Genomic DNA, 26,570 nt, shown 5'->3' with positions numbered 1-26,570 from the left:
CACCGCAAGACTCGCCACAAACCTGCTTCCTCACGGACCAACTGACATGATCAGCGAGCCTTTCAAGCTGCTCTTGCAGCTCAGAGCGGGTTCAGCAGGCCCGGTGATTCGATAGCTTCGGTGCTCCATTCAGGACAGCTGTCGACCAAGAATCGAAGCCTCGACCGCGAGCCTCGCCATGCTGTCCCACCCTGTGACGATTTTTGTCCAGCCGCACCCTGAATCATCTGGCCGAACGCATCCTCGGCTCAGGACCGAGCAGCCAACCGGCGAACATCGACGGACGATGGCGAACGAGGCACCCGCATCAGGCACCAGGACCGTGGGCTAGATCAGCGCTCCGATTCCGACTCATCGAGCGAGTGCCCACACCGTCACAGTTAGCGACGAACGGATCGCGGCATGCCGCATATTTGGCCATGCATCAATGAGGTGTGGAATGTCTGTTCGATACAATGGCCGCCGCTTCGGAGATGGCTGACGAATGGCGGTGTCCGGCTTGTCTGACGGCAACTGGTGGGTCGACGACCCGATCGATGAGCCGAGCAAGGACCTGTTCGGGCGCGGTCCGTTTGTGACCCGCGTGGTCGACTTACTTGACCAGATCGGCTCCCGGCCGAGCAGCACGGTGGTTGGGTTGGTCGGCCCGTGGGGCAGCGGTAAGACCAGCACGATCCAGATGATCGTGGCAGGACTCGACCTTGGTCGGTGGGGCGTCACTTGGATCAACCCGTGGGCGTTGTCCGGTCCTGATGCGGTCGTCACCGAGCTGCTCGGCGCGATCCGCGCCGCAGTACCGGAGAAGAGCACCGCCGGCGCACGGGTTCGGCGTCAGCTTTCCCGGTACGGCGTCCTGGCCACGCCAGCGCTGTCGTTGGTGCCGGTGGTCGGTAGTGCCGCGACCGCTGTGGCCAACGAGGCCATCCAGCGGCTTGCCGATCAGGGAACGACCTTTCAGGAGCAGGCAGAGCAGGTCCGCGACGCGCTAGATGCGCTGGCCCGACCGATACTGGTCGTCATCGACGATGTCGACCGGCTGCAGCCCGAGCAGCTGTTGGCGGTGTTCCGTGCGGTGCGCGCGCTGGGCCGGCTGCCGTACGTGCACTACGTCCTCGCGTACGACCAGGAGACCATCCTTGACGTGCTGTCCGCTACGCCGATCGCCTACAAGAACGGTGCCCGGGCCGTCGCGTTCTTGGAGAAGATCGTCACGTTGCGTCTCGAGCAGCCACCGGTCCGCCTGGAACACGCTGAGTCGCTGTTCAACACCGGCCTCGCTGACGCGCTCGGCCGAGCCGCCGCGCCGTTGAACGAGGATGCGCAACGCCGCATGGGCGAAGAGCGTGAGGTGCTGCTGTTGCGGGTTCTGACCGAGCCGCGCAGCGTGGCCCGGCTGCTCGCTCAGATCGATATCTACCTGCCACTGGTCGGCGCTGCTGAGGTCGATGTTGTCGACTTCATCACCCTGACATTCCTGCGAACCACCTATCCGCGTCTGTACCAGGCCATCGCCCTGCACCGCAGCGCACTCGTCGATGACACCGACCTCGCTGGCCTCCGTGCCGAATTCGACGAGTCGGGGCTGGCCCGGCTCGACGTCCCAGCGCCGCACACCGGTCGGGTCGCGGCCGCCCTGCAACGGCTCTTTCCATGTCTGACCACCGACCCGGTCAGATCGATAGTGGCCCAGCACCAGCGGCGCGGGCGGCGGCGGATCAGTGATCGCGACTACATCGAGCGGTATTTCGCCCTGACGTCCATCACCGGAGAGATTAGCGACGATAGTCTCGTTCGGGCCATCCGAGATCTGGCCGAGGGACGCCGTAGCGTGGCGGTCGAGGACCTGACCATGGCGTTACGACCGGACCTCACCGACGCTCATGCGTGCGCTCGGGCGGCCCGGGCACTCCGGCGGGCCGAGTCGCTGTCTACGGAGCTGTCAGGCGGCGAGGCCGCCGCAGTGATCCCGTACGTGTTCGAGCAGTTCGACCACCTTCGCGTTCCCTCAGCGGGCGGGTTCGGTCCTGACGAAGCAGCGACCGTTTGGCTCGCGGCGCTGCTGCGGCGGGCCGACGGCGGGCCGCTGCCCGCAATAGCGCTGAGAGATCCCGGTCTGCTGCCATATATGTTGAAGGCGATCCGGATGGCGGTCCCCGAGCCGGGCGACGCCACAATTGCGCGTCTCGTCGCCCAACCTCCCGGCTCGTCATGGCTTGCGGACATCGTTCAGGTCGCCTACGAAGCGACGTGGGCGCGGGTCCAGGAGCACACGCGTCTTGGCGACACCGCCCCCATCGAACCGGTGAGCCTGTACGTCTCCCGGCTGGAGTCTGCTTTCGGCGACACGGACGTCGACCGGCGGATCGCCACCGCAGTCGACGAGGGTCTGTCAATCGTGCATCTCGCGGCCCGGCTGGTCGACATCGAGGTCGTGTTTGCATCCGCTGGCCCTCACGCCCGGATCGGCGGATTCGACGCGACGGCGTTCCTGGGACGTATCGGCCGCCGCCGTGTTATTGCTGTGCGGGCGCACCTGGACGACGCTGCGGCGGGCACCCGGCCCGGCGCCCTCGACCGCGCCGACGTGTCGTGGGCGAACCGCCGCCGGTTCGCCGCCAGCACCCTCATCGAGGCCCTAGACGCCGGTACGAAGGAACCGGGCAGTCTGCTGCCGAACCCGCCCGAGGAACAACTCCACCCCTTCACCAACCACCGTCCGTCGTTGATAAAAGATGGAGGCGAATCGCTCGACCTGACGCTGCAGGTCGCCGTGCTGCTGCCTGCGGGCCACGAGATTCCTGCGCGTGTGCCCAACGGATGGGGTCCCCCACTCGGGACACGTGAAGAAACCCTGATCGCCGCGATGCAAGGCTCACCGATCAGCAGCTGGCTCCGGGCGCGCCACTCCGACTGGGGCGTAGCCGCCGAACCCTGGTTCATAAGCAATGCTGACGGTCGTTTCCACACCACCGCTCAATCGGTCGCTCGGGCCGCCACACCCGGCACTCTCGGCCAGAGTCAGGCAATTCCGGTCAGGGCCGGTGCCCAGCTCATCACCGGCCACATCTCGCAGAGCCCGCACCAGCAGGCGCTGCTGCTGACCGTCGGCATCGGATTCCACCTAGCAGAACTCGACGAACGGCATCAACCTGCGGAGGCGCGGGCCCGGACCGTACCCCTCCCCGCAGCGTTCACACTTAACGGCTTGTTCGAGCTCACCGACGCGCTTGTCCGGTGCGTGCAGACCGCGAAAGAGCTGTGGACACAATTCGACGACCAGTCATCCCCACCCGAAACCGCGCTCCTACACATGTCACTGATAGCTTCCGAAGGACTCGCCGCGGTCGTCGACCTCAACAGCTACCCACGGCAAGGCACTGTCACTCGTACTCACTACTCCAAGGTCTACCAGTACCGGTCAGGGCCCGGCGATATCACGGCGGCGGCATTGCGAGACTGGCTGAGCGAGGCCGGGTACCGTCACCACGAGCGGGCGATCCTGGATATCTGGGACCCCACGCACGAATAGCGCTGACCTTTGAATGTGTGTGGATCGGTCGAGGGACCGTGGAAAAGGATCCGTGACCCCTGCGGGCAGCTCGCCAGCGGCCCACCAGCGCCCTGCTCAAGAACCTAATCTAGCCGCGCTGTTCCTCGCCCGCATGGCCCGTTCCCGCGCCCTCGCCGAGGGCGTGTTAGCAAAACAAAGGAAGAGGACTGGGCGGTTGTACGGATTCTAGCGCTTCCTCCGTTTTCCTTTACCTGCGTCAGCGTCGACTTCAACGAGAATTACCCGGTACCGGATAATCCGCCGTGCAGCACTCAACGCAGCGTCGCGACCCTCTGCCGCACGTTCTAGTCCTCCGCTGCCGGCACCCTGTTCTAGCGCATCGATTGCCGAGCTGGCAATTTCGGATTGTCGCTCAAGAAGCGCTTCCAGATCATCGTCTTCTCGGTCCTCGCCCGAGCCCCCTGACCGCCTCCCCGCCAGTTCAAGCTGGTGCATCTGCCACTCCATCAGCAGTCGGATCGCACGCTCGACAGCCCAGAGAGCGGCGACGACGGCCGCTACCGGCTGAAAGGAAGACGAAGCCGCAAGCACGGTCTCAAGCGGGCTACTCATACGAACTCGAACAACTCGCAGCGCCATCCTAGCAACCGAATTCGGCAAATAGATCGTCAGTGCGTAGTTGTAGATCGACGACAGATCTTCAAAGTAGCGCGCTACCTCGCTCAATCTCGGAGCGTCCCCTAGATCAACAACGATTTCCATCGTTGGTAGATTGGTCATAGTCCGTGGGGTCGCGTGCGCCATGCATGGCATTCAATCACAGACACGCAAGGACGGTTAGGTGCCCACCACCCCATCGGCCGTCGCCAGCCTCGCGGCCGAGCTGGTAGACGCCCACGCCGCAACCTGGAACGACGAACGCGCCGGATCAGGAAGAATCGCCCGTTACCTACGCGGCGACCATGACCTGCCGTACATGGCCCGGGGCGCCCGCAACGAGTACCGGTCGCTGGCTGAGAACGCGATCACTCCGTGGTTGCCGCTAATCAGCGAGACCTACGTCAAGTCGCTGTTCGTGGACGGCTACCGCCCGGCCCGGTCGACGCAGTCCGCCCCGCCGTGGGCGTACTGGCAGGCGAACCGGCTCGACGCGCGGCAGACGATCGCCCACCGGGGCGCCTTGGAGTTCGGCGCCTCGTACACGATCGTCCTGCCCGGCGAGCCCGACCCGAGCATCCGCCCGGTCCCGCCAGCCAAGACCATCGCCTTCTTCGAGGACGACGACGAGTGGCCCGTACATGGGCTACGGGTCAAGGGCACCGCCGCCGACGGGATGCGGTTGTGGGAGCTGTTCGACGACGAGGCCGTCCACCTGATCGGCCGCGCGAAGGGCAGCGAACGGCTGGTCCTGCTCCGCAGCGACGAGCACGGCCTGAAGGTCTGCCCGATGGTCCGCTTCCGCGATCGGCTGGACGGCGAGAACCGGGGCATCATCGCACCGCTGCTGGTCCTTCAGGACCGGATCAACGAGCCGTCTTCAACCTGCTCATCGCCTTGCAGTTCGCGAGCTTCCGCCAGCGCTGGGCAACGGGTCTGGCGATCCCGACAGTGGACGACCCCGAGTCCCCGCTGTTCGGTCAGCCGGTCGAGCCATTCCAGGCCGCCGTTGACCGTCTGTGGGTCACGGACTCGCCGGACGCGAAGTTCGGCAGCTTCGACCAAACCGACGTCAAGGGGCACCTCGAAACCTACGGCTCGGGCGTGCGGACTCTCGCCGCGATCGCCCAACTCAGCCCGCACGTGTTGCTCGGCGACCTGGTCAACCTCTCGGCTGACGCATTGGCCGCCGCCGAGGCTGCCACACAGCGCAAGATCGGCGAGTACGAGACGATCTTCGGCGAGTCGTGGGAGCAGACGCTCCGGCTCGCCGCGCTGGCCGCCGGGGACCCCGAGTCGGCCCGGGACCTGTCCGCGCAGGTCCGCTGGCGTGACACCGAGGCTCGTTCACTGGCCGCCGCCGTGGATGCCCTCGGAAAGATGGTGACCATGCTCGCCGTGCCGGCCGAGGCCGCATGGGAGCGCATTCCTGGCGTCACTGACCAGGACATCGAACGGTGGCGCGGCATGCGACGTCCGCAGACGGACTCGCCCAGCTTGCCGAGGCCCTGACTTGCCAGTCATTGACGCCGCAGCCTCCGGCCGCACCTGCGGAGCCCGCCGCCGTCTAAACCCTCGAAGGAGTGCGCCGTGTCAGTGCTGACCACGGACGCGCTCGCCGAGAGCTACCGGGTAGCGCAGGCGAAAGTCGCCAGCGAGGCCGCCGCGCAGGTGACCGTCGCGTACCGCACGCTGCTCAACGCCGGAAACCTCGACGCCTCCTTCCCCGTTTACACGACCGCGGCCTCGAAGATTATCGATGAGGCACGGAAGAAGGCCGCCGGCCTGGGCGGTGTGTTCTACCTGGCACACCGCAACGCGTCCAGCGTGCTGGACGCCATGCCCACGATCGCCTGGGCGGGATCACTACCCCCCGGCAAAGGTCGCGACATCGCTTCTGGCGACCGGTCCGGTCGCGGTGAAGCGGGCGATCCGGATGGGCGCCAGCGTCCCGCAGGCACTCGCGGCGGCCGAGACCAAGACGGTCGGCTCGGCGTACCGGATGGTTGCCGACGGTGGACGGGCGACTATCCAGGCAGCGTCTACCGCGACAAGCGGGCGCTGGGTTGGGCGCGGGTGTCCGACGGCGGTTGCGGGCGGACGGCAGAATGTTCCCGTGAGAGATTGGACACCCCGCCGCCTCTTGATCGGATGCGCAGTCTGCTTTGGCCTGTCCGTGGTCGCCTTCCTCCTGCTGCTAATGGTCAACACCTCAATCCGATACCAACCGCCGCCAGGGCAGGAGGCTCCGAAGGTCACGGACTGGATGCAGGCGTGGGGCAGCATAGGCGGAATCCTCGCGGGCCTCCTGGCAGCGGGAGCCGCCGCAGCGCTTCTGATGCACGAACGCCAGCAAGCGCGACTCGCACAGCAGCAACTGGCTCAGGAACGCGCCGAGGCCGATGTCCGCGCAGCCCAATTGGTTGTGGTTTTCCGTTCCACCTTCGCGTTTACCAACGGTCCGGCCATCCACTACATAAACGCAACGGTGCAAAATTTCAGCGCCACACCGATCCACAACGTAATTGTAGTAACAACCACTCCCGACGGGAGGAGAATAATAGCGAAGCGCTCTCCAATAATTTCGCCAAGCCAGAAAAACGACCGCCATAAGGCTTTTCCGCGACCGATTCCAATACTTAATACTTCAATCGATTTGAGCGGAAGGGTGACGATAGCGGCCGAATCAACAGTGTACTTTACGGATTCATCCAACACCCCATGGGCCAAGCAGAGCACTGGCGAAGTAGCGCGCACGACCTCCCCGTACCCAATCGATGATGCGATCAATCCCTTCTAGTACGGCAGCCGCCGTTTGAGATCTTGCTTGTGAACCCTGGTGGACGCGGGGCGGCCACCGCATGATCCTCTGTGCGTTGTGGACACAACATCAGATCTTACGGTGGCCGCGTGCCACAGCGTAGCCGTTGGCCGGTGGGAGTGGGTGCTGGCCGAGGTACTGGACTGCTTCGCGGGCCGGTTCGCTCGGGTGGAGCCGCGCCGGCGGCAGGACAGTTCGTGTCCGGCCTGCTGGCCGATCTCGAGGTCAAGACGTGCTGGCAGCTGGCCGAGCAGGCCGGACACGCCAGACCGGACGCGATGCAGCGACTGTTGTATCGGGGCGGTGTGGGACGCCGACGCCGTCCGTGACGACCTGCGGCGGTTGATCACCGGACGGTTCGGCTGTCCGGACGCGGTCCTGACCGTCGACGAGACCGACGACCTGAAGAAGGGCATCCACACGGTCGGGGTGCAGCGGCAGTACACCGGGACGGCAGGACGGACCGAGAACAGCCAGGTCGGAGTGTTCCTGGGTTACGCCGGCACCGACGGGCACACTGATCATTGGGTATCACACCCCGCTGTCACTTCCTGGTCCGGTCGTTCACTCCTTAACAGTCGGAGATCGGTCGAGGAAGTAAGTCGGCGAGTGTGGCCATGACATCTCTTTGCCGTTGAGGATCACGGTCAGCTGGTTATCGATGTTCCGCCGCTCCCCGAAGGCGTCAGCAAGTTGTGGCCATGTCAGCGGACGGAACAGACCTGGCAGGAATACCACAAACTCGCCCATCGCCACCGCCACACACCGCAGTTCGTCTGGGTCGTCGACCAGCAATATGCGCCGGAGTTCTGGCGGCGCGCTGAGGTCACGGAACATGTAGGTTGGGAGGACTTCGGCAGTGGGGTTCCTGAGCTGGTCGGTGATTGGCTTCATCACTGGCCGGAGTACGTAGCTCCAACCCAGCGCGGCGAACGCTGCCAGGTACGCCGAACGGATCCAGGAGTACCGGGCCCGCGCCTCGCTGTATCGGCCGTGGATAGTGAAGGAAATCCTCGGGTTGGGGTCACGACTGTCAACGTAGGCATCCATCGCCTCGAAATGCGCCGCCTGCACCTTAGGGTCATTTTGGCTTGGAACGCCGAAGACCTGAATACCTTCCCCTGTCCGATGCGCCGTGCCCCGCAGCGGGATGCCGTCGGCGTACATCGTGGCAGGCAGGTAGCGGCCCGTCACTCGGCCCCGTAGGAAGCCTTCGGTGTCCGCGCGCCGGTGGGCGTGCGAGTCGAAGTAGGTGCCGGAGCTGTTGTTGCAGTCCTTGCAGGTAAGCACCAGCCCTCGGCCGCCCAACACTCGCGGTGGTACATGCTCTTCCGTCAACTCGCCGGTTTCCAGGGCTTCCCGCGTGTACGCCACCAGGCAACATGGGCAGGCGTAGTAATCAGTGGCGGCAGGGAGATCACTGCCTCGGCCAAGCCGTTCCAGCACGGAACGCAGCACGAGCGCGCCTTCGTCGAACCACCTCTGCTTCTTCTGCACACGCAGATGGTCGCTGCCGAGGTGATAGCCGTCAACTCGGTAAATTGAGCGTAATGTGACCATGCTCCGGTAGCGTGGGCGATTCTCGTGGGTCAGGGCCAGCTGTCCGGCCGGACTAACCCCACTTCCCTGTCGAGTTTCATCTGCGGCCGATCCGCTGCCCGCTGCAGCGACTGCCGCCGATGCAGGTCAAGTTCGGTGTCGCTAGATAGCGCACAGCCACGACACGAGCATCGAGGGGTGAGCAGGTCCTTCATTCGCGGCCCGTCACCGAAGGCCTGTAACGCGGCACGCTTCCGAGAGCAGCCGTTGCGCTGTACGTTGCGGGATGCCGAGCTTGAGTGCCAACTCTGCACCTAGCCCATGTCGGTCACGCCCCGCAGCGGCGGCCTCGTTCAGCAGTTCAGTGGCGGTCTGGAGCCGGGGGTCGTCGGCGTAGGGATGCGGTTGACGGGCACCGGTGGTGCCGGGGGTACGGCCGGTGGATTGTCGGCCCGTGCGTGCGTCGGCGACGGTCCAGATGGTGCGCCGGTACCAGAGGCGTCGTTTCCGTCCATCGGGCAGGTGCTCGACGCGGTCGGGCCGATCGAGCAGGGTGTCGGGCAGGTTGCGGTAGGAGCCGTAGCCGAGGGCCCTCGCTGCGGCGCCGGAGCCGATGAGGTCGTCGGGGTGTCCGCGGCGGTCGACCTTTGTGAGGTCGGCGCGCTTCGCGGCCTGGTGCGCTTCGTGGAATGTCTCAATGTCGTCGAGCCAAAACCACTGGCGGCCGTCGCTGCGGAAGCCCTCAGGGAAGCCGAATCGGGCGCGGTGGCGGTGCCAGTGGTTGACGGTGGAGTAGGCCGCGCCGGTGTGCGCGGCGACGCCGGCCCGGTTGAGGGCTATCCGTCCGCCGATCACGCGTCGTGCCACGCCGTTCATCCTCCCTCGCGGACGGCTCGGTGGCCGTCCGCGTCGTCGAGGTGCGTGTGACTCGGGTCGTAGGATCGGCGGTACGTCCGGCCCGGGTATTGGTGGTCGTGTGGCCGGCAGGTGGCCCGGGTGGGCGAGGTGGCCGGTCGGGAATTGCGCGCACCCTCGGGTGTGCCCGCCGGCCACCGACCCATGCCGAGTTAGACGCGTGGGCGCAGCACTCGCCATGCGACCTGTGCCATGCGGTGTAGGGGCAGCGCGGCGAGTTTGGCGCGGGTAGCGGGTTTGGCGGCGTCGTACACGGTCAGGATCGCGGCGGCGGTGGTCGGGTCCACCACGACCCCGTCGATCTTGCGTGTCGCGCCGCGCATGGCTTCGCGGAGGACCTCGATCACGCGGGGGTCACCGGCGGTCGCGTCGTCGGGAAGCGCGTCGATGTCGGCCAGTTCTTGACAGTCCGGGCAGGTCACGAGGTGGTGGTCCTCGGTGACGCGGGTCAGCGGTCCGTTGTCGAGGCCGCAGACCGGGCGAGGGTGCCGGATCGACTTGGCGTGGGTGTATGCGAGTGGGCGGTGCCGCGAGGTGGTGTTCACGACGCCGCCTCGGGGGCCTCGGGCCAGATGCCCAGCGGGTTGCCGGGTGTGATCTGGCCACGGCCTGGGGCGAGGGTGTCGAAGACCGTGGAGTACGTGTCGTGGAGCAGGGCACGGGTTCGTGCGAGGTGTTTGCCTCGTACCATTTTTGCTGGCATCGCGTCGGTAACCCGCTGGATGAGGCCGTAGATGTCTCGGGTCTCGATGAGGTCGGCGCAGCCGTCGCAGGCGGACCACCGCTCTCCCCATGCCTGGGTGAGTGCGTGCTCGGTGCCTGTGCGGCGGACGCGTGCGGCGTGGTGCCGGTTGCGGTAGTCGCTGACGGCCACGACCTGCGCGGTGACTCGTCGGACATCGGTCAGCTGGTTCGCGCATTGGTAGATCCAGGTGGCGTCGGGTGCGGAGCAGAAGTCGCACTCGATGATCGGGTCGGGGATCTCGGTGACCGGTACCGGCTCGGCTTTGTGGTCGCTGCGTTCGCCGCGCTGCTCGGCCGCGTGGAGGTATTCGACGATGACGCCGTGGGGGTTGAAGCGGACGTTGACGCCTCGGCGGCATCGCCGACAGTAGAGCGGTTCGCCGGTCCGGCCCGTGGGCGTGCCGGGTTCGGTCGCCCTGATGGAGTGTCCCGGGTGGGGGTGGTACGAGGGCATCAGTGTCCGCCTCCGGTCTTGTTGTTGCCGGGCCGGGTGGGGTTGGCCGGGTCGAGGGTCAGCGCGAGGCGTAGGCGGGCGAGGTCGACCAGGCGCCGCAGGAGGCTCGCGGTTCCGTTGGCGAGGTCCGCGTCGTAGTCGTGGGCGATGCGGCAGGCGTCGCGTAGTGCCACGCACGCGGTGACGAAGGCGGTTTCCAGGGCGGCGTAGTCGTCGGCGCGGGTGCACCATGCGACCTGGGCGGCCGGGTAGGTGCGCTCGGTGCCGTTGGGGAAGCGGAGGGTGTAGCTGCGTGCGTGGGTCGTATGCGGGGTGGAGTAACGCACGTCGATGACGATGCCGAGGCGGTATTCGGTGGCGTCGGTTGGTGCGATCACCCGGGCGGTGTCGCCGTACTCCATGGATCGGTACATCAGGACTCCGTTCAGGGGTGGGTCAAGCTGGAGGTGTGCTGCCCGTCGCCGTTGGCGTCCTCGGACGGCTCGATTCGGCTCGTCATGCCGCCCGTCTCCTCTTCGCCGGCCGGCTCGTTGTCGGTGCTTGGCCGGGGTGGGAAGGCGGGGAGGATTCCGGCGAGGATGCCGCCGCTGTGCTCGTCGGTGACGGCGGCGCAGGCGATGAGATCGGCTCCGGTGGTGAGCGCCTGGGTCGGGGTGTACCGCACCCGCACGGCGCGGGTGTTGTCGAGGGTGATGGCGCGGATCTCGACGAGGCGTTGCTGCCAGGTGGCGACGGGCAACTCGGCGTCGGGTACGGCCGTGACGGTCCCGTGAAGCGCCTCGCGCAGCGCGGTACGCAGGTGCTCGCGTCGGCGGGCGGCAACAGCCTCCCAGCGTGACGCTTTCCTCGTGTTTGTTGTGTGGTCGTCGCCGGTCGAGGTTGCCGCGCAGGTGCGGAACCGTTCGGCGTTGCCGGTTGCCTGGGCGAAGTCTGCGGCGAGGTCGAACAGGTCATCGGGGTTCATACGGGTACTCCGTTGTCAGTAAGAGGGGAAGTCACGTGGTGTGCCGCGCGGCCCGGGGTCGGACCGTGGGCCGCGCGGCAACACGTGGCGGCGGTCAGGCTGGGGTGGCCGTTGGCCCGGCGGCACGGTCGGGGTTGGCCGGTTGCCCGGCGGTCCCGTGGGGGTCGAACGGTGGTGTGGCCTTCAGCTGGGGCAGGCTCGGGTCGAGCTTCTGCCCGATGCGGTCGAGGCTGATCGCTCCGTACGCGGTCAGGTGCGCGCCTACGGCGAGGGCCTGCGCGCCGGTGAGCAGCACGACGAGGCGGCGGCCGGCCTCGTCGTGCACATGGAGCTCGACGTGGCCGTTGGTCAGCGGCCGGACCGGCATGAAGTGCTCGACCTGCCCCGTGTGCGGCAGAGCCGCCCTGATCGCCTCGACCAGGGCGGGCCACCGCTCGTTGACGAGGGCGTCCCACTGCGCGGCCCGTGCGCTCAACTGGGCGTGTTCGGCCTCGCTCGTCGCCTGTTCGGCCAACGCGCGGGCGACCTCGGCCGCCGCGAAGGTGGAGCACATCTCGTTGGCCAGCGCGACCACCGTCTCGGCGGTGGGTGCCGGTGCGTACAGCGGCGTGATGCTGGGCTCGGTGGGGATGTGTGCGGTCCCGGTGGCGGGGTGCCCACCGGTACCGGGGCCGGGCGTGGTGGCCCGGCCCCCGTGCCGGCCCACGTCAGACCGCCAGCAGCTCGAACGCGCGGGCCTTGAGGTCCGCTCCGGCACCGGTCAGCGCCCGGGTGGCCCGGACGAGGTCGGTCTTGGCGGGGGCGAAGTGGTCCACGTACTCGGTGATGGCCTGGTAGCCGGCCCACCGGGTGCCCTTGATCGCCTTCTGCGTGTCGGCGTCGCGGATGAGGTACCGCAACGTGTTCGTCCGTTGCTTGGCGTTGTTGCGCGCCGTGTCGGAGGCATCGTCGGCGAGGGGCCACACCTGCGCGACGATCTTCTCGAACTCGCCCATGGTCAGCGACTCGTTGATCATCTTCTCGGCTTCGCTCTCGAAGGCGTCGAACGCCTTCCACATCAGACCGAGTGCCTGGCGCGCCTCGGCGATCTTGCTGGTGACGTTCGAGGTGTGCCGGAACGTGTAGGAGCTGCGCGACCGCTGGTAGGCGAGAGCCTGCGTGTTGGCGCACACGATCCGTACCGGGGTCGCGTCGAGGCGCAGCGAGGCGGTGCCGTCATGGCTGGTGGTGGCGGCGAGGTAGAGGTCCATGTCGTCCACTCCGGCGATCCGCATCGCGCTCGGCAGCTTCATGGTCACGAACACCGACCGGCCCTTGCGCATGGAGCCGGCGGTCTCGAAGTGCGCACCGGAGGCGTCGACCAGGAGGTTGAGTGTCTCGGCTACCTGCTCGTTCTGGACCACGCTGTAGTCCTCGCCGACCACGCCGAGGTACTCGGTCTCGCCGGTGACCGGGTTGGTCCGTACGGTCATGTACTTGTCGGGGCAGTCGACCTTCGTCACGCCCTTGTCGGTGATCTCGATGCCCTGGATGGCGATCTTGCGGACCTCCCAGCCACCGAGCCATGCCTTGCTCATAACCTCCTGGGCGGTCATACAGGAGTCGGTGACGGTGCCGAGTTGGTGCCAGGCGGACAGTCGCGCGGAGGCGAAGGCGGTCTCGCCGTTGGCGAACGTCTCGAGTTCGTGTGCCACGGTGGCACCCCTTTCCGGTCGTGTGGTTCGGGTGGGCGACGGGCCGGGGATTGCGACCCCGGCGTGCCGTCACAAACAATGTTTCCTACCTCTATGGGTGCATCAAGCCGATCGGATGGAGTCGATCGAGGTTTCTGCGGCGAATCTGACGCGCACCGCTGGGCGTGGCCTACCGGGTGTCGGTGGCCGGTCGTAGTCGCCCGTCCGGCCCGTACAGATAGGTGTGCACGGTTTTGAACGGGGCCGGTAGGTAGACGGTGTAGCCGTGGTCGGGGATGAACCGGGTTCGGTAGGCGCGGGTGATGCCCAACAGGTACCGGTCGGGTTTGTCGCCGTGCGAACCCGGCGGGATGGTGCCCGCCCCGGGACGGTCGGCACGGGCGCGGCGGTGCCGACCGAGCGCCAGATGAGGGCACAGCGACAGGGCTGCGGTCATGCAGTCGGGGTGGCCCGGTGGGTCCGCGTAGCGCATCAGCTCAGCGGACCTCGGGCCGCCGAGGAACGCCACCCAGTAGCCCATCTGTTCACCGCACAGCGAGCACCGCCGTTCGACAGCGAGGCGGGTGGAGATGGTGGTGTTGATCGTGGTGAAGTCCACGTGCGACCCGCCGCCGGGGTTGGGGTGGAGGTTGACCGGCGGGATGGGCAGGCCTCGCCGCGCGTCGTGGGGCCGTGCGGTCAGCGACGCCGGGATGTCGGGCCGGTCGGCGGTGGGGCCGGTGCCCGATGGGCCGGTCACGACGTACCGGCCGCACGTCCGGGCCGGGCATCGGTCACGGTGATGTGCGGTTGCTGTGCCCGCAACACGGCGTGCGCCTGTTGCCATTGCTCCTCGGTCAGGCACCGGGTGACCGAGGCGAGATTCACGCAGCCCATCGTCACGGCCATGAGGTCGGCTGCTTCCGCCGAGTCGAACACGGCCACCATGTCACCGCCTGCGACCACGTACACGCGTGTCTCGTCGGCGGGCCGGGGAGATCTCGGGTCGGTGCGGCGGTACTCGGCCAGCCACCGGCCAATGACCTCGGCCAAGTGGCCGGTCACGTCGTCGGTGTCGTAGCCCTCGCCATCGAGCCACGCGAGGTGATCGCTCACGGTCCATTCAGGGTGGATGAGCCAGGATTGCTGGACGGCCTGCCGCATGGTCAGGCGTGCCGGAGCGCCGATCGGTTCGGCCGGTTGTGAGCCGTCGGGGCCGGGCACCGGGCATAGTGGTGTGCCGTCGCGGTGGGAGGTGTCCGGACGTGGGGCGAATCCGTCGAGGGGCCAGTGACGCGGCGGCACGGGGCGGGCCGGTTCCCCGCATTCGGGGCAGCGCAGCGACCCTGGTGCGTGCGCCGTGGCGTTGGCGGGGTGGGGGTGGTCGTGGGTGGTCATTGTTCGTTCCTTCCGTTGCGCTTGCGGGTGGGCGTGCGGGTGCCGGGGCCGGGCAGGCTGCTCGGCCCCGGCGGGGCGGTGGGTCAGGCGGCTACCGGCGCGGCGGTGGCCTCGTCGGTGGTCGGCTCGTCGCCGGTGGTGGTGTCGTTGGGTGGGGTCATGAACGCGCGGACCTCGGCGGTCGGGGCGGGTGGGTTGTCCGTGAGGGCGTAGGTTTCGGGTGCCTCGCGGGTCAGGATCAGCACGCCGGCCCCGCCGAGCTTGGCCATCGCGTTTCGGACCGCCCCGGGGCTCCGTCCGCCGATCTCACGGGCGACGGTGCCGGGGGTGACGTCGTGGCCGGTGCCGAGGTCGCGCATGAACGCCTCGACCCGGTTGCGCAACTCGTTCTTGCCGAGCTTGGCCGATCCGTCGCTGTTGATCTCACCGGTCGTACGGCCGGTGCCGGTGACGCGGCGGGCGGAGGGGCGGCGGATCTTGCGGGTGTGCCCGCAGGTGGGGCACGTCGTGTGCGTCGGGGCCTTGGCCGGATCCACGGTGGCGAGGTCCCCGTCGCCGATCACCCACAGCTCGTTGCCGTCGTCGTCAACGGGCAGGCGACGGGCGGCACCGGCAACCTCCATCGCGGCGAGGATCGTGTCGCCCATCGCGACCGACAAGCCGCTTTCGCCAATCGCCTCGTCAGCGGTGATCCCGTCCGGGTGCCCACCCAAGACACCAGCCATGATCAGCACCTTCAGGTCAGGCTGACGCGCGGCGACCGGTGCCCCGGACACGGGGGCCTCGGGCAGCGTCGCGTCGTCGGTCGTGTCTGCCGCCTCGTTGGTGGTGGGTGCGTCGTCCGGCGTCGGCTCGTCGGTGCCGGTGGGCTCGTTGGTCGGGTCAGGCGTCGTGTCGGTGGTGGCCTCGGTGTCGGCCGTGCCTGCCGCCTCGTCGGTGGAGGTGTCGTCGTCCGGGGTCGTCTCGTCGGCTGTGTCCGGGGTCGTGCTGCCGGTCGCGGGCGTGTCGTCGGTGGTGGGCGTCGGCTCGTCGCCGGTGGTGGCGTCGTCAGCGGAGGGCGTCTCGTCGGTCGTGTCAGGCGTTACCTCGGTGGGGGTGGTGGGTTCCCACGTGTCGGCGCTCTTGCGGTTGCCCTTGGTCGGGTCGGGTGTGCGGGTGGCGGTCCCGGCCGTTTCCATGTGCTGGAGTGCCTCGGTGACGACGGGCAGCGGCAGGCTCGCCTGTCCGGCCAACTTGCGGGCAGTGACGCCGGGGTAGTGGCGCAACGCGTCGGCCACGGCGAACCGGGCCTCGTCCGTGCCGGGGGTGAGCAGAATGTTCGCGGTCATGGCGAATGCACCTCCATACAAGGGGTCGACAAATGGCGATTCCGCATGCGCGTGGTGCGCATTTGTTTTGCGGTTCACCGGGGCGGTTTTTGTTGCCCACGTCCATGGACGCTCGATACCCCGGCGATTGTCAACCCCGGTGCCCAAGACTCTTTAAGTGGGACGCACCCGTACCGCTTCCGCGCTCGATTCCGGAACGGCTATAGCCGCCCATTGCGCCGTCCGGTGCCCCCTGTTCGTCGCTGGGCCACGTTCGACACCCGCCCCTAGTTGCCCACGGGGTGGGCGGCACGCGGGGCGCTCACGCCATCTGACGGGGTCGTGGATTTCCGGTCGGATAGGACGATGTCGCGTGCCTGGTTCGCCGGGACGTGCGGCGGTCACCGCAACCCATGAAGACCTCTGTGGATTGTGGTGAAAATCACTTCACTGATTACAGGGGTACGCCTTTGCTGCGCATGAATGAAACCGGGTCAACGGCATTGCCACTCGTGGCGGGGTAGCCTTCGTGGATCTCGAAGTGCAAATGTGGTCCGGACGAGTTTCCGGAGCTTCCGACATGCCCGATCGGCTGACCGGCGATCACCGTCTGCCCGACCGTAACGGTCGGTTGCCGGACCATGTGGCAGTAGCGCGACACGACGTCGCCCGCGTGGCGGATCTCGGCGAACCAGCCGCACCCGCCGAGTCCCGGGTGGCCGTCGCTGTCGCACGGCATCGGGTCGCCGGTGGGTTCCCACGAGTTGCCGTCGATGTTGCACAGGACGCGCACCACGACGCCGCCGGACGCGGCACGGATGATGGTGCCTTTCGGGGCCGCGATGTCGACCCCGTCGTGGCCGGGCCGGTCGGCGGTGCGGAAACCAGAACCGGCCGTACCTGGCACCGGGCGGGTCCACCCGGAGGCGCTGATCGGTGGGCCGTCGCACACGGGCAGCGTGCCGCCGGTGTACGCGGCGACGATCTCGGTTGCCTGTGCCTCGTGGCGGGCGTAGGCGTCCGGGTACGCCGACCGTTGCACCGCCTGTGCCGCGTCGGTGAGCGGTAGCCGTTCCCACCCCGGCACGGCGAGGAGACGCTCGTAGAACATGGCGGCGGCGTACTCGGGGTTCATGATCTGTTCCTGGGTGCCCCACCCCTGCGACGGTCGCTGTTGGAACAGCCCCAACGAGTCGTGATCGTTGTCCGGGCCGAGGTGCCCGTGGTTGATCAACGAGGATTCCTGGAGAGCGGTGGCAACGGCGACAACCCATCCGCGCACCGGCACCCGCATCCGCTCACCCACGGCGACGATGACCGAGGCGTTGTGGGCCTGTTTCGCCGACAACCCCGCCGGGACCGCCCCCGGTACGGTGACCGCCCCGGCACAGCTACCCCCGCCACCGCCTCCACCGAACACGGACGAGACGACACCGGCCGTGGCCGAGGTGAGCAGCAGCAACGCCACAGCGGCCCCGACCGCGACCCACAGGGCTACCCGTCCCACGACGCACCACCGTCCCCGCCCGGTGCGGGCAGGTCGGCCAGACGTACCCGGTCGGGGTGCCCCACGATGCGCCAGACCTGCCCCGCCGGACCGCCGGACGTCGCGGCGTGGTCAGCGGCGGCGGTGGCCACGGTCACCCCGTCCGGCACCCCGGACCGCCGCAGATGGGCGTGCAGGTTGGCCTCACGGGCGGCGGTGGGCAGCCAGAACAGCACCGGGTACGCACGTCGGGGCGGTAGCGCGGCGTAGCCGGCGAGCTTTCCCGCTACCCGCCCTAACGCCTCGCTACCGAGATCGACCTCGACCCAGAACGGCACCGCCGGGCCGTTGTCGGACCACACACCGTGCCCGTCCGGGCGGACCAGGTTCCCGCACGCCTCCCGGCAGCGTGCCTCGTTCCACCACCGCACCAACCGTGCGCCGGGGTGCGTGCGGGCATGTGCCGTGAGCGCGACGAAGAACCCGTTCACCGTGATCAGGTGGGAGAGGGTTGGGGACATGGCGAGTCGGGCGGTGGCGTCGCGCACAGCGGCCGGACGCGGCAGCGTCTCACCCCGTCCGGCCGCGATGAGGGCCGCGCCGACCGGGCCGAGGGTCCACCTCCATGCTTGCGAGCCGGGCCGTTGGTAGTGGCGGAACCGGTCGAGGATGTCTCGGTCGTGGAGGGTGTTGAGCCGGTTGCGGGCACGGCCGACGGATCCGAAGGCGAGGTCGACGAGCTGGTCGGTGGTGAAGGTGCGGTGTTGGTCGAGCAGGTCGAGCAGGAGCCGGTCTCGGGGGGTGAGCCGGCCGAGTTCGCCGGCTACGACGGACGCCGTGAGGCGGGGACTGCCGGTGGCAGATGTGCGGGTAGGAGGGATATCTCTTATCAGTCGGTTCCGGTCCACGGGTCCTCCTCACCGCCGTCCACGTGCGCGTACGAGGTGTTCAAGGGGGCGTGTTCACCCGGCTGTTCGTGGTCGTTGCGTTCCTCGTTGGATCGCTCGTTAGAACTCTCGTTAGACCCCTCGCCCTGAACAGCGAAGGTGTTACGGCCCACCAGGTCAGGAGCAGCAGCGGTATCGACCGGGGCGGAGGACTCGGGGCGGGCCGAGGCGGTAGCGGCTTCGGCAAGTAGCCGTCGTCGCTCCTCCACCGGCAAGCCGGTGTGATCGCGGGCCGCGCGGCGCAGGTCGCCGGCACGCCCCTTGACGGCCGGTGGTGGAGGTTCGGTGTCGGCGGTGACCGGTGGGACGACCCGGCCGCCGGCGACCGGGCGCAGGACGACTTCGTAGCCGCCGAGGCGGATCAGGTCCCCGTCGTCGAGGTACGGGCGTAGGTGCCGGGCCTGGTCGATGGCGTCGCGGGGTGCGAGGGCGAAGTACACCTTGTTGCGGGCGTTGGCGTCGATCGCCTCGACCATGTCTCCGGACAGTTGGCCCAGGTACTGATGGGCGAGGACGAACGAGGTGTGCAAGCCGCGGGCCTCGGCGAGGGCGTCATCGATCCCGATCGGCAGGTGCAGGAAGTTGTGGCACTCGTCCAACACGATCATCGCGTCGGGGCGGTCGTCCTCGGGGATACGAGCGCGGGCGGTGGTCGCCTGCCACAGCCCCGCCAGCAGCAGCGAGCCGACCAGGCGGGTGCCGTCCTCACCGAGGACTCCCTTGGGCAGCCGGGCGAGCAGGACGCCGCCGTCGAGGATGTCGGCGAAGGAGAACGTGGTGGCCGGCACCCCGAACAGCGACGCCGCCATGGGGTGCGCCAGTACGAGGCGCAGCCGGGAGAGCAGCGGGGCGACGAGGCCGGAGCGTTGGGTGGCGGGTAGTTCGTTGAACCCTTCCCAGAATTCGCCGAGGGTGTTGCCTTCCCACGCGTTCAGCTTGCTGGTGGCCGTGTTGACCCGGCTGGTCCGCCACTTCGAGTCGGACAGCAGCCGCGGTAGTTGGGCGAGGGTGGCGCCTTCGACGTGGGCGAGGGTGAGCAGGCCGTGGTAGCAGATGTCGGCGGTGCGGTGGCCCCACCAGCGGGCCCACACCTTCGCCATCACCGCCGTCAGGTTGGCGGCGACGTCGTGCGGGCTGCCGCCGTGTACGGCCGGGTCGAGCAGGTTGATTGCCGGTGGCGCGGTGTGTTCGTCCGGGTCGATGAGGACCAGGCGGTCACCGCATTCCTTCGGTAGCCGGGCGAGCAGGTCTCGGATGAGGTCGCCCTTGGCCGGATCGAACGCGGCCACCCCACGCCCGGCCTCAACGTCGTCGAGGATCATCCGCATCAGCAGGGTCGTCTTGCCCGTGCCGGTCGGCCCGAGCGCGTGAAGGTGGTACCGGCAGTCGGTCAGGGAGATGCCGACCCGCATAGCCGGTCCGGCGTTGGCGACACCGATGACCTTGCCTCCCAAGCCCTGCCGTTCCTTGACAGGCACCAGGTTCAGCCTGGGGCCTTCCGGGCTGGAGGTGGGTGCCACGGCCTTGGGGTTGGTCTTGCTCATGAGGTGCTCCACGCGGTTGGCGGGTCGTCGGCGTCGGGCGCGGCATGGACTGCCGCGCGGTGGCGTGTGTCCTGCTGGGTGGCACGGAAGATGTCGCGGGTCGCGGCCCGGCGGCGTGACGCCGCGCCGGGTAGGCCGTAGGCGGCCGGTTCGGCGGGCAGCCCGGCGAGGGCGGCGGCTTCCGCGACGGAGACGAGGCTCATTCGAGCCTCGGGCACCCACCGGTCGGCCGCCGCGACCGCACCATGCCGGAGCCTGCGTCGGGTGAAGTGCGCCGACAGCAGCCCGAACCCGGAGCTGATATCAGCGGCGGCAGCGCGAGCGGCAGGCATGGTGGGGCCGGTGGCAACTGCGTGTACAGCGACAAGTAGGTGAGGTACGTCGGCGTATTTGGCCCGTGCCCGCCGGGCCAGCTCTGCGGTGTACGGGTCGCTCGGATTGGTGCGTCGCTTCGGACTCGACGGGCCGGGCGTGAAGATGTCCAGCATGCCGATGATCAGCGCGCGTAGCCCGTCGGCGAGCAGCCCAGCGACGCGGGAAACACCTCGGGGGCGGTGGACGCGCTGCGGGTTGGTCATCGCACGGCGCAGCAGCCGCAGCCGGTGAGTCGGTGCCCTGCCGAGGTGGACCTGCAGGAGCGCGCCGCCGGTGCGCCCGGCTGAGGCCAGCCCGCCGTAGACCCCCCGTAGCCGGTCCTCTTCCGGAGCACCTGCGTCTGTGCCTCGGCGAGTTGGCGGGGCCAGGTCTTCGACCAGGGGCAGCCATTCCGGCTGCGTCGGCCAGACCGCGAGGGCGGCGACGGCCCCGGTCGTCGGGACGGCCGGTGGGCGGGTCTGTTCGGCCCGTACGCCGGGCCAGCCGCGTTGCAGCAGCCGTACGACGGCGGTCGGGTTGACCCCGGGTGGCAGCCATAGCCCGCAGCGCATCTCTTCCGGGTCGGCGGCGACTTCCCAGACGAGCCGGGCCGGGCGCAGCGCCCACCGGCGCGGCGCGGGCAACACCGTGGCGAGTAGCCGCCACAGGCCGACCGTCGCAGCCGGGGTGGCGGTCACCGGTGGAGTGATCTCCAGCCATCGCGCTTCGGCGGCGTGCCGCCGCCAGACGTGCCGCCGCCACAGCATCCAGGCGACCCGCACTGCGATGAGGACGGCCAGGGTGGTCAGGAGTAGCGGCCATCGGTCGCGGGCGAGACGCCACACAGCATCGGTGGCGTCGCCGCCCCAGGAACCGCACAGCAGCTCGCCCACGACCGAGTCGGGCACACCGCCCTGGCCGGGCACACACACGGCAGGGTCCGCAGAAGACGACGGCAGGGATGCGGACAGGACAGGGACGGGAAACATCGGGACTCCGATCGGCGGACGGAAGAGACTCAGCGGCGGCGGGCCGGTGCGCCGGTGACCGGGCCGGTGACGATCAATTCGTGCTCGGTGGTGGAGGCGTGGCTGTGGAATGCCACTCGCGCCGAGCCGGCTGTGAGGAGGGCGTCTCCGCGTTGGCAGGACAGCAGGAACGCTCGCTCGCCGTCGGTGAGGCCGAACGCCTCGGCTACGGCGTCGATCGCCTGCGGCGCCTGCCGCAGCAGCACCTGGGTGGTGGCGTTGGAGACGACGGCGCGGCCGGTCTTGGTGGCGAGCACGTCAGCGGCGTCCTGGGTCACGACGGTCAGACCGACGCCGTACTTGCGGGCGGACTTGGCCAGGGTTTCCAGGAACACGCCGCCGCGTCCGCCGGACAGCAGTTTCCACGCCTCGTCCACCAGCACCATCCGCAGCATGTCCGGGCCGGCTCCGGAGGCGGTCGCGCCGCGTACGGTGCGCCAGATCGTGTCCAGGGTGAGCAGGGTGCCGACCGGGTGAAGCTGTTCGGGGAGGTCCTTGATGGCGAACACCACCAGGTGCCCGATCGGGGCGGTGGTGGTCGGTCCGTCGAACAGGCCCTTCATGCTGCCGGCGATGTAGGGGTGCAGGCGGGCGGCGACTCGCCGGCCGGCGTCGTCGGTGTCCTCCAGAGCTGCCGTCACGTCAGCGAGCAGCGGTGCCGGGCGTCGCCAGGTGCGCGGGTCGGTGGTGATGCCCTTGGCCCGGTACGCGGCGAGCACCGCGACGTCGAGCGAGCGGGCTTCGTCGCCGGGCAAGGGCGCGCTGGCGGCGGTGTCACCGCTGCCCATCACGGTCACGAGTGTGTGCATGAACCGTGCCCGGTCGTTGAGGGCGTCATCGTCGCCGGGCGGCAGGTCGAGGGGGTTGATCTTCACGCCTGCGGCGCCGAGGCGGATGACGGTGCCACCGACGGCGTCGGCCAGCCGCAGGTATTCGTCTTCGGGGTCGATGACGAACGCCTCCACGCCGAGGCACAGGTTGCGCAACAGGTCGAGCTTGGCCAGGTACGACTTGCCTTCCCCGGAGCGGGCGAGGATGACGGCGTTGTAGTTGGACTGCGCCCACCGGTCCCAGACGACCACCCCGGCCGAGTGCAGGTTCAACCCGAACAGCACACCCATGCCGCTGTCGGCGGCGGTGTCGGGCAGGTCCGGTGACGTGAACGGAAAGCTCGCGGCGAGGGCGGCGGTGTCGAAGACCCGTTTCATCCCGAGCGCGTCGAACGCCAGAGGAAGGCCACTGATCCAGCCCTGCAACTGCCGCCACGTCACCGGCGCGGTCTCCAGCAGCAGCGACGCGGCCAACGACCGCACCTCGACCACCCGATCAGCCAACTCGTCTGGGGTGGTGCCGTGCACGGTCAGGTACAGACTTAGACGGAACAACCTCGCTTCGCCTCGGGCGACACGGGCGGCCAACTCGGCGGCGTCGGCCGAGGCAGCGTCGAGCTCCGGATCGTCAAGGCGGCCCTTGGCCGCGTCCTGCCGCCGGGAGGACTCGAACCGGCCGCGCTGCTTGCGCAGCCGCTGTGCGGCCACCGCCGGCGCGACGGGCTCGATGTGGAAGGCGGCGTCAACCAGGCCCGGGTAGGCCAGGATCGGCTCGGCCCACCCCGGGCCGACCTCGGCCGGATAGCCCACGACAGCCAGGGTGGCGCTGTAGCCGTCCCCGACCCGCACGTGCCGGCCGTCGACCTCGACGGCGTCCGGTGAGCCGGGCAGGACCGCGGCCGATTCGGGCACAGCGGGCCGCCGCTTTGGCCGTAGTGCGGAGAACAGGTTCACCGCTGCTCACCTCCGTCAGATGGGGTGTAGGACACGAGGGGTGGGGCGGCGGGGTCGAGGCTGGCCGCGAGCCGCACCGCCGCGTCCGGTCCGTCGAGGACCCGGGCGGGAACCTCGCAACCGGCGAGAGCACGAGCCGCCTCCGCCGCTGTGTGGGCGGCGTGGTGCGCGCCGCGTCGACTCCGCACCGCGACGGTGATCTGCCGGTGCAGCAGCTCCCGCCGCGCGGCCAGGTCGTCGAGAAACCGGGCGTGGGCGTTGGCAGCGTCCTCCAACGCGGGATGCGGCAGTCCCGGAGCGGCGTTGAGGAACCGGTCAGCGAGGTAGGTCAGGTCGACCCGCTGCGCCCGCACCACGATCTGTACCGGGCCGTCGAGGCTGTGCAACCACCGCGCGAACCCGGCCACCAGACCGTTCTGCTCGCCCGCCGTACGCAGACCGAACGCCACCGTCGAGGCGGCGACCAGGCCTGTGGTGCCGTCCGAACCGAGATCGATGAGCCCTTCCGGCGTGATGCCCTTCGCCGGTAGCCGTAACGGTGCGGGCAGCGGTAGCCGGTCACCCGGCCCGGCGGTGGTCTGCACCCACGCCGGGGCCGGGATGACCGGCCCGTCGGCCGGCACGAGCCGACGCGGGCTGCGGCGGTGCCGCAGCGCCGCGAGGACCCAGGCGTCGAGGCTGATGCCATCCCGGCGGCCGACCGCGAGGAGGAACGCCCCGGCGGCGACCGGGATCGCGCCCGCGAGGAACACCAGCGGATGCACCACCGTGGCCACCGCCGTCCACGCCGCATACAGCAGCAGACCCGCGATGGCCAGGATCATCAACTGCCGACCGGACATACCGAACGCGATCCGATCAGCCCGCTCGATATCTGTGGGAACCCGCGCCCGCATCGGGGCCTCGTCGTTGCGGCGGCTCATCGCTGATCACCTCTCGGTTTCGGGGACGGACGCCGCGCCGGAGCGGACGACCGAACTGGCGGCGGGGACGGGGACGGTCCAGTACCGGCTGCGGTCGGACCCGCCGAGATCGCCCCGTCCGGCGGGGACGGCCTTGCCGACGGGGACTGGGACGGGCGCGTCGGCGGGGCCACGGCCGCCGACCCCCGACCGTCAGGGGACGGCAGTACGGACGGAGCCGGTGGACGGGTCCGGGGCGTACTGGTGGCCGGTGCCCGCCGAGCAGCGGCCACAGTGGCGGCGGACGGGGTGCCAGTGCTGGAGGTGGCTTGCCCGCTCGGGGTGGCGCGCCGCGCCGCCGTGGGCCGTGTCCCGGGGGTCGAGGTGCGTCGTGACCTGCCGGCTGGCGGGGTGGCCGGAGCTGCGGAGAACACCGGCGTGCCCGGGGCAGGTGGCCTGCGTGGCGCGCTCTGCCGCGCTGGTGCGGCCGAGAACGTCACCGCTGGTGCCGGGCCGCCAGGTGCTGGTCTCGGGGCCGTGGTCGTGGTGTCGCTGAAGGCGACCCGCGCCGGTGGCGCGGCCGGTGCCGCCGGATGCGGCTGGGGTGAGGCCGGGTGGGAGAACTGCACGGCCGAGACGCCGCCGGACGGTGACGGCGACGGGGTGGGCGGTGCCGTCGGGTGGCTGAAGGCCGGGGCTGTGCCCGTTCCGGACGGCACCGGCAGCGGCGTGTGGACGGCCGAGGCGTGGCTGAAGGCCACCGGTCCCGGCGGGGACGGCGGGACCGGAGCCGTCCCCGGACGGGGCGGCCGAGGTGGACGGGGCGGACGGGGACCGCCGGGCGACGGACGAGGACCCGGCGGACGAAGCGCTGCCGGACGGCCGGCGGTCCGTCCGGCGCTCGCGCCGCCCAGGACACCGGCCGCCGCCCCGATCGTCTTGACCATCACGAAGGCGTGGACGAGCTGACCGATCAGACCCCGACCGTTGGAGCCGAGCGGACCGAGGACGAACTGCCGCATCCAGCCCGGCAGCTTGATCAACAGCCACAGCATCGTCAGGCACACCACGACGCCGAGGAGCCCTTGCCCGGTCGCGGGCACGCCCATCACGGTCGGCCCGGCAGGGGTGAGGAACACCTTCACGGCGGCCATGACGACGATGGCCTGACCGAGTTGCAGACCGAAGCAGGCCAGGACGCAGCGCCACCACAGCTGGGCCACGCCCTCGGTAAGCGGGCTGGCGTGGCAGATCAACGCCGCCGGGGCGACCCCGAACAGGATGACCAGCGCCGCCAACCGCAGCACGAACGTGAACTCCACAACGAGGCACATCACGATCACCGCGATGACCAGCAACGCCATCAGGAACCCCTGACCTTGCAGGGCTTCATCCACGACCTGCCGGATCGCCATCGCGGCGCTCGGCCCGTCGATCGTGCTACCGGCGATAGCCACGGTCAGAGCGTTGGTCAACTCGATGGCCTTCTGACCGATGATCAGACTGCAGTTGGCCAGCACCACACCAACGGCGATACGGGGCAGCACCTGCCTGAGTCCGTACTGCGTCTGGAGGGTCTCCCTCGCGGTGACCAGGAACCCTCCGGCGACGATGAACAGCACGACGACGCCGTTGGCGACGATCAGACTGGTCGTCCAGATCGCCCGTACATGCTCATTCACGGTGAGGTCCGGGGTGGACAGCCACGACGCGCCGAGGGCCTCCATCACCGGCTCCAGTGCCTGCATGGCAGCCCAGACGACCAGGTCCACGACGGCCTTGCGGATCTGGCCGCCGACGTCGTACCAGGCCGGATCGTCATCAACCTCCGGCACCGGCTGCCCCGGAGTCGGAGCCGGGCCGGGCGCGGGCGCCGGCACGGAAGGAGACGGCTCGACACCGGGGTCAGGCACGCCGGGCGTGGTCGCAGGCGGCCCAGGTGCCGGGCTCGGCTGGGCATGCACGGGTTCAGCCCAGGTCAGGGCCAGACCGGCGAAGATCACGACGCCGAGCAGCAGCAACGCCATCGGCCGGATCACCCGACGGGGTCGGAACGCGAAGGTACGCATCAGGCCACCCACGCGCCGACGATGGTCACGAACAGCGGCGCGAGCAGCGCAAGGGCGTAACCGATCGCGGCGGACCGCAGCGCGAGCTTGGCCTTCTCCACCTCGCCGGGGTCACCGTTGGCGGCCAGGTACCGCAGGCCGCCGACGGTCAGGAACAGCGTGGCGACGGCGACGAGGATGCCGACTAGCCAGGTGCGGATGTTGTTGGCGACCTGCTGGATCGACTCGGCGGCCAGCACCACCGAGGCAGACTCGGCCCCGTACGCCGCTGCAGGGACGGCGACGAAGGCAACCGTCACCGCGGCGACACCGAGCAGCCTCAGCCAGGCGCAGGCCGTACGAGACAGGTCTCGGTGGGCACGGCGGACGAACTGCCGTCCCCACCCGGCGATCCCGGGGCGGCGGCGAACCGCCGCCCCGAGACGCACAGAGAGGTTGGGATTCATGGGATGGGGCACCTCCGGTGCGCACGC

The 26,570-nt window shown here is 69.1% G+C and carries 24 protein-coding genes and 1 pseudogene; 4 read left to right on the top strand and 21 right to left on the bottom strand.

Going from position 1 to position 26,570, the window contains the following annotated elements:
• Nucleotides 1-499: 499 nt before the first annotated feature.
• On the top strand, nt 500-3,529 hold the full coding sequence (locus O7623_RS31305; RefSeq protein WP_282226512.1) for a P-loop NTPase fold protein: 3,030 nt from the start codon (nt 500-502) through the stop codon (nt 3,527-3,529).
• A 207-nt stretch (nt 3,530-3,736) separates the two neighbouring features.
• Here O7623_RS31305 and O7623_RS31300 read toward each other — a convergent pair whose 3' ends face one another.
• Together O7623_RS31300 and O7623_RS31295 are read right to left on the bottom strand one after the other, a co-directional pair.
• Complete coding sequence (locus O7623_RS31300; RefSeq protein WP_282226511.1) at nt 3,737-4,291, bottom strand: hypothetical protein; 555 nt, start codon at nt 4,289-4,291, stop codon at nt 3,737-3,739.
• 303 nt (nt 4,292-4,594) lie between these two features.
• Nucleotides 4,595-4,768, bottom strand: a complete 174-nt coding sequence (locus O7623_RS31295; protein WP_282226510.1) for a hypothetical protein — start codon at nt 4,766-4,768, stop codon at nt 4,595-4,597.
• Nucleotides 4,769-5,119: 351 nt separating this feature from the next.
• Here O7623_RS31295 and O7623_RS31290 point away from each other — a divergent pair, with 351 nt between their 5' ends.
• The 3 genes and pseudogenes from O7623_RS31290 to O7623_RS31280 all read left to right on the top strand — a co-directional run bounded on the left by O7623_RS31290 (nt 5,120) and on the right by O7623_RS31280 (nt 7,610).
• Nucleotides 5,120-5,680, top strand: a complete 561-nt coding sequence (locus tag O7623_RS31290; RefSeq protein ID WP_282226509.1) for a phage portal protein — start codon at nt 5,120-5,122, stop codon at nt 5,678-5,680.
• A gap of 604 nt (nt 5,681-6,284) precedes the next feature.
• A complete protein-coding gene (locus O7623_RS31285) occupies nt 6,285-6,968 on the top strand; it encodes a hypothetical protein (protein WP_282226508.1) in 684 nt (227 codons plus the stop codon).
• Between the two features lie 144 nt (nt 6,969-7,112).
• Nucleotides 7,113-7,610 (top strand): annotated as a pseudogene (locus O7623_RS31280) (transposase).
• Here O7623_RS31280 and O7623_RS31275 read toward each other — a convergent pair.
• The 19 genes from O7623_RS31275 to O7623_RS31185 form a co-directional block, all read right to left on the bottom strand.
• A complete protein-coding gene (locus tag O7623_RS31275) occupies nt 7,554-8,486 on the bottom strand; it encodes an HNH endonuclease (RefSeq protein ID WP_282226507.1) in 933 nt (310 codons plus the stop codon). The pseudogene O7623_RS31280 and the gene O7623_RS31275 sit on opposite strands and share 57 nt — an antisense overlap.
• Before the next feature lie 267 nt (nt 8,487-8,753).
• Nucleotides 8,754-9,404, bottom strand: a complete 651-nt coding sequence (locus tag O7623_RS31270; protein WP_282226506.1) for a hypothetical protein — start codon at nt 9,402-9,404, stop codon at nt 8,754-8,756.
• Nucleotides 9,405-9,595: 191 nt separating this feature from the next.
• Nucleotides 9,596-9,988: a hypothetical protein gene (locus O7623_RS31265; protein WP_282226505.1), complete on the bottom strand. Its 393-nt coding sequence runs from the start codon at nt 9,986-9,988 to the stop codon at nt 9,596-9,598.
• On the bottom strand, nt 9,985-10,641 hold the full coding sequence (locus O7623_RS31260) for a hypothetical protein (protein ID WP_282226504.1): 657 nt from the start codon (nt 10,639-10,641) through the stop codon (nt 9,985-9,987). Before O7623_RS31260 ends, O7623_RS31265 begins: the two co-directional genes overlap by 4 nt.
• Nucleotides 10,641-11,054, bottom strand: a complete 414-nt coding sequence (locus tag O7623_RS31255) for a hypothetical protein (RefSeq protein WP_282226503.1) — start codon at nt 11,052-11,054, stop codon at nt 10,641-10,643. Before O7623_RS31255 ends, O7623_RS31260 begins: the two co-directional genes overlap by 1 nt.
• An 11-nt stretch (nt 11,055-11,065) precedes the next feature.
• Nucleotides 11,066-11,605 (bottom strand): hypothetical protein, encoded by a 540-nt coding sequence (locus tag O7623_RS31250; RefSeq protein ID WP_282226502.1) that lies wholly within the window; start codon nt 11,603-11,605, stop codon nt 11,066-11,068.
• 94 nt (nt 11,606-11,699) lie between these two features.
• Entirely contained in the window at nt 11,700-12,311 is a 612-nt protein-coding gene (locus O7623_RS31245) for a hypothetical protein (RefSeq protein WP_282226501.1), read from the bottom strand.
• A 1-nt stretch (nt 12,312) separates the two neighbouring features.
• A complete protein-coding gene (locus O7623_RS31240; protein WP_282226500.1) occupies nt 12,313-13,299 on the bottom strand; it encodes a DUF932 domain-containing protein in 987 nt (328 codons plus the stop codon).
• A gap of 169 nt (nt 13,300-13,468) precedes the next feature.
• The gene (locus O7623_RS31235; RefSeq protein WP_282226499.1) at nt 13,469-14,038 is read right to left on the bottom strand and encodes a hypothetical protein; all 570 of its coding nucleotides are present in this window, start codon (nt 14,036-14,038) and stop codon (nt 13,469-13,471) included.
• Nucleotides 14,035-14,502 (bottom strand): hypothetical protein, encoded by a 468-nt coding sequence (locus O7623_RS31230; protein WP_282226498.1) that lies wholly within the window; start codon nt 14,500-14,502, stop codon nt 14,035-14,037. Before O7623_RS31230 ends, O7623_RS31235 begins: the two co-directional genes overlap by 4 nt.
• Before the next feature lie 257 nt (nt 14,503-14,759).
• Nucleotides 14,760-16,004 carry a hypothetical protein gene (locus O7623_RS31225; RefSeq protein WP_282226497.1) on the bottom strand — a complete coding sequence of 415 codons (1,245 nt, stop codon included), beginning with the start codon at nt 16,002-16,004 and terminating at the stop codon, nt 14,760-14,762.
• A 433-nt stretch (nt 16,005-16,437) separates the two neighbouring features.
• Nucleotides 16,438-17,490, bottom strand: a complete 1,053-nt coding sequence (locus O7623_RS31220; protein ID WP_282226496.1) for a M23 family metallopeptidase — start codon at nt 17,488-17,490, stop codon at nt 16,438-16,440.
• Nucleotides 17,478-18,350 carry a replication-relaxation family protein gene (locus tag O7623_RS31215; RefSeq protein ID WP_282229669.1) on the bottom strand — a complete coding sequence of 291 codons (873 nt, stop codon included), beginning with the start codon at nt 18,348-18,350 and terminating at the stop codon, nt 17,478-17,480. Before O7623_RS31215 ends, O7623_RS31220 begins: the two co-directional genes overlap by 13 nt.
• An 8-nt stretch (nt 18,351-18,358) precedes the next feature.
• Nucleotides 18,359-19,960, bottom strand: coding sequence for a type IV secretory system conjugative DNA transfer family protein (locus O7623_RS31210; RefSeq protein ID WP_282226495.1), 1,602 nt, complete (start codon nt 19,958-19,960; stop codon nt 18,359-18,361).
• A complete protein-coding gene (locus O7623_RS31205; RefSeq protein ID WP_282226494.1) occupies nt 19,957-21,207 on the bottom strand; it encodes a hypothetical protein in 1,251 nt (416 codons plus the stop codon). The genes O7623_RS31210 and O7623_RS31205 overlap by 4 nt, the downstream gene beginning before the upstream one ends.
• Nucleotides 21,208-21,332: 125 nt before the next feature.
• Nucleotides 21,333-23,126 carry a DUF87 domain-containing protein gene (locus O7623_RS31200; protein ID WP_282226493.1) on the bottom strand — a complete coding sequence of 598 codons (1,794 nt, stop codon included), beginning with the start codon at nt 23,124-23,126 and terminating at the stop codon, nt 21,333-21,335.
• Nucleotides 23,123-24,049, bottom strand: a complete 927-nt coding sequence (locus tag O7623_RS31195; RefSeq protein ID WP_282226492.1) for a PrgI family protein — start codon at nt 24,047-24,049, stop codon at nt 23,123-23,125. The genes O7623_RS31200 and O7623_RS31195 overlap by 4 nt, the downstream gene beginning before the upstream one ends.
• Entirely contained in the window at nt 24,046-26,097 is a 2,052-nt protein-coding gene (locus O7623_RS31190; RefSeq protein ID WP_282226491.1) for a hypothetical protein, read from the bottom strand. Before O7623_RS31190 ends, O7623_RS31195 begins: the two co-directional genes overlap by 4 nt.
• Complete coding sequence (locus tag O7623_RS31185) at nt 26,097-26,543, bottom strand: pilin (RefSeq protein ID WP_282226490.1); 447 nt, start codon at nt 26,541-26,543, stop codon at nt 26,097-26,099. The genes O7623_RS31190 and O7623_RS31185 overlap by 1 nt, the downstream gene beginning before the upstream one ends.
• Nucleotides 26,544-26,570: the final 27 nt, after the last annotated feature.

Source organism: Solwaraspora sp. WMMD791, assembly GCF_029581195.1.
GTDB lineage: Bacteria > Actinomycetota > Actinomycetes > Mycobacteriales > Micromonosporaceae > Micromonospora_E.
The sequence above is the reverse complement of the archived record's forward strand: the minus strand, read 5'-3'. Positions and strand labels throughout refer to the sequence as shown.

Bases quoted from the DNA above. Each gene is read 5' to 3' on its own strand.
- O7623_RS31300 (WP_282226511.1), bottom strand. From the start codon at position 4,291: ATGACCAATCTACCAACGATGGAAATCGTTGTTGATCTAGGGGACGCT.
- O7623_RS31270 (WP_282226506.1), bottom strand. From the start codon at position 9,404: ATGAACGGCGTGGCACGACGCGTGATCGGCGGACGGATAGCCCTCAAC.
- O7623_RS31260 (WP_282226504.1), bottom strand. From the start codon at position 10,641: ATGCCCTCGTACCACCCCCACCCGGGACACTCCATCAGGGCGACCGAA.
- O7623_RS31255 (WP_282226503.1), bottom strand. From the start codon at position 11,054: ATGTACCGATCCATGGAGTACGGCGACACCGCCCGGGTGATCGCACCA.
- O7623_RS31250 (WP_282226502.1), bottom strand. From the start codon at position 11,605: ATGAACCCCGATGACCTGTTCGACCTCGCCGCAGACTTCGCCCAGGCA.
- O7623_RS31225 (WP_282226497.1), bottom strand. From the start codon at position 16,004: ATGACCGCGAACATTCTGCTCACCCCCGGCACGGACGAGGCCCGGTTC.
- O7623_RS31210 (WP_282226495.1), bottom strand. From the start codon at position 19,960: ATGAGCAAGACCAACCCCAAGGCCGTGGCACCCACCTCCAGCCCGGAA.
- O7623_RS31195 (WP_282226492.1), bottom strand. From the start codon at position 24,049: ATGAGCCGCCGCAACGACGAGGCCCCGATGCGGGCGCGGGTTCCCACA.
- O7623_RS31190 (WP_282226491.1), bottom strand. From the start codon at position 26,097: ATGCGTACCTTCGCGTTCCGACCCCGTCGGGTGATCCGGCCGATGGCG.
- O7623_RS31185 (WP_282226490.1), bottom strand. From the start codon at position 26,543: ATGAATCCCAACCTCTCTGTGCGTCTCGGGGCGGCGGTTCGCCGCCGC.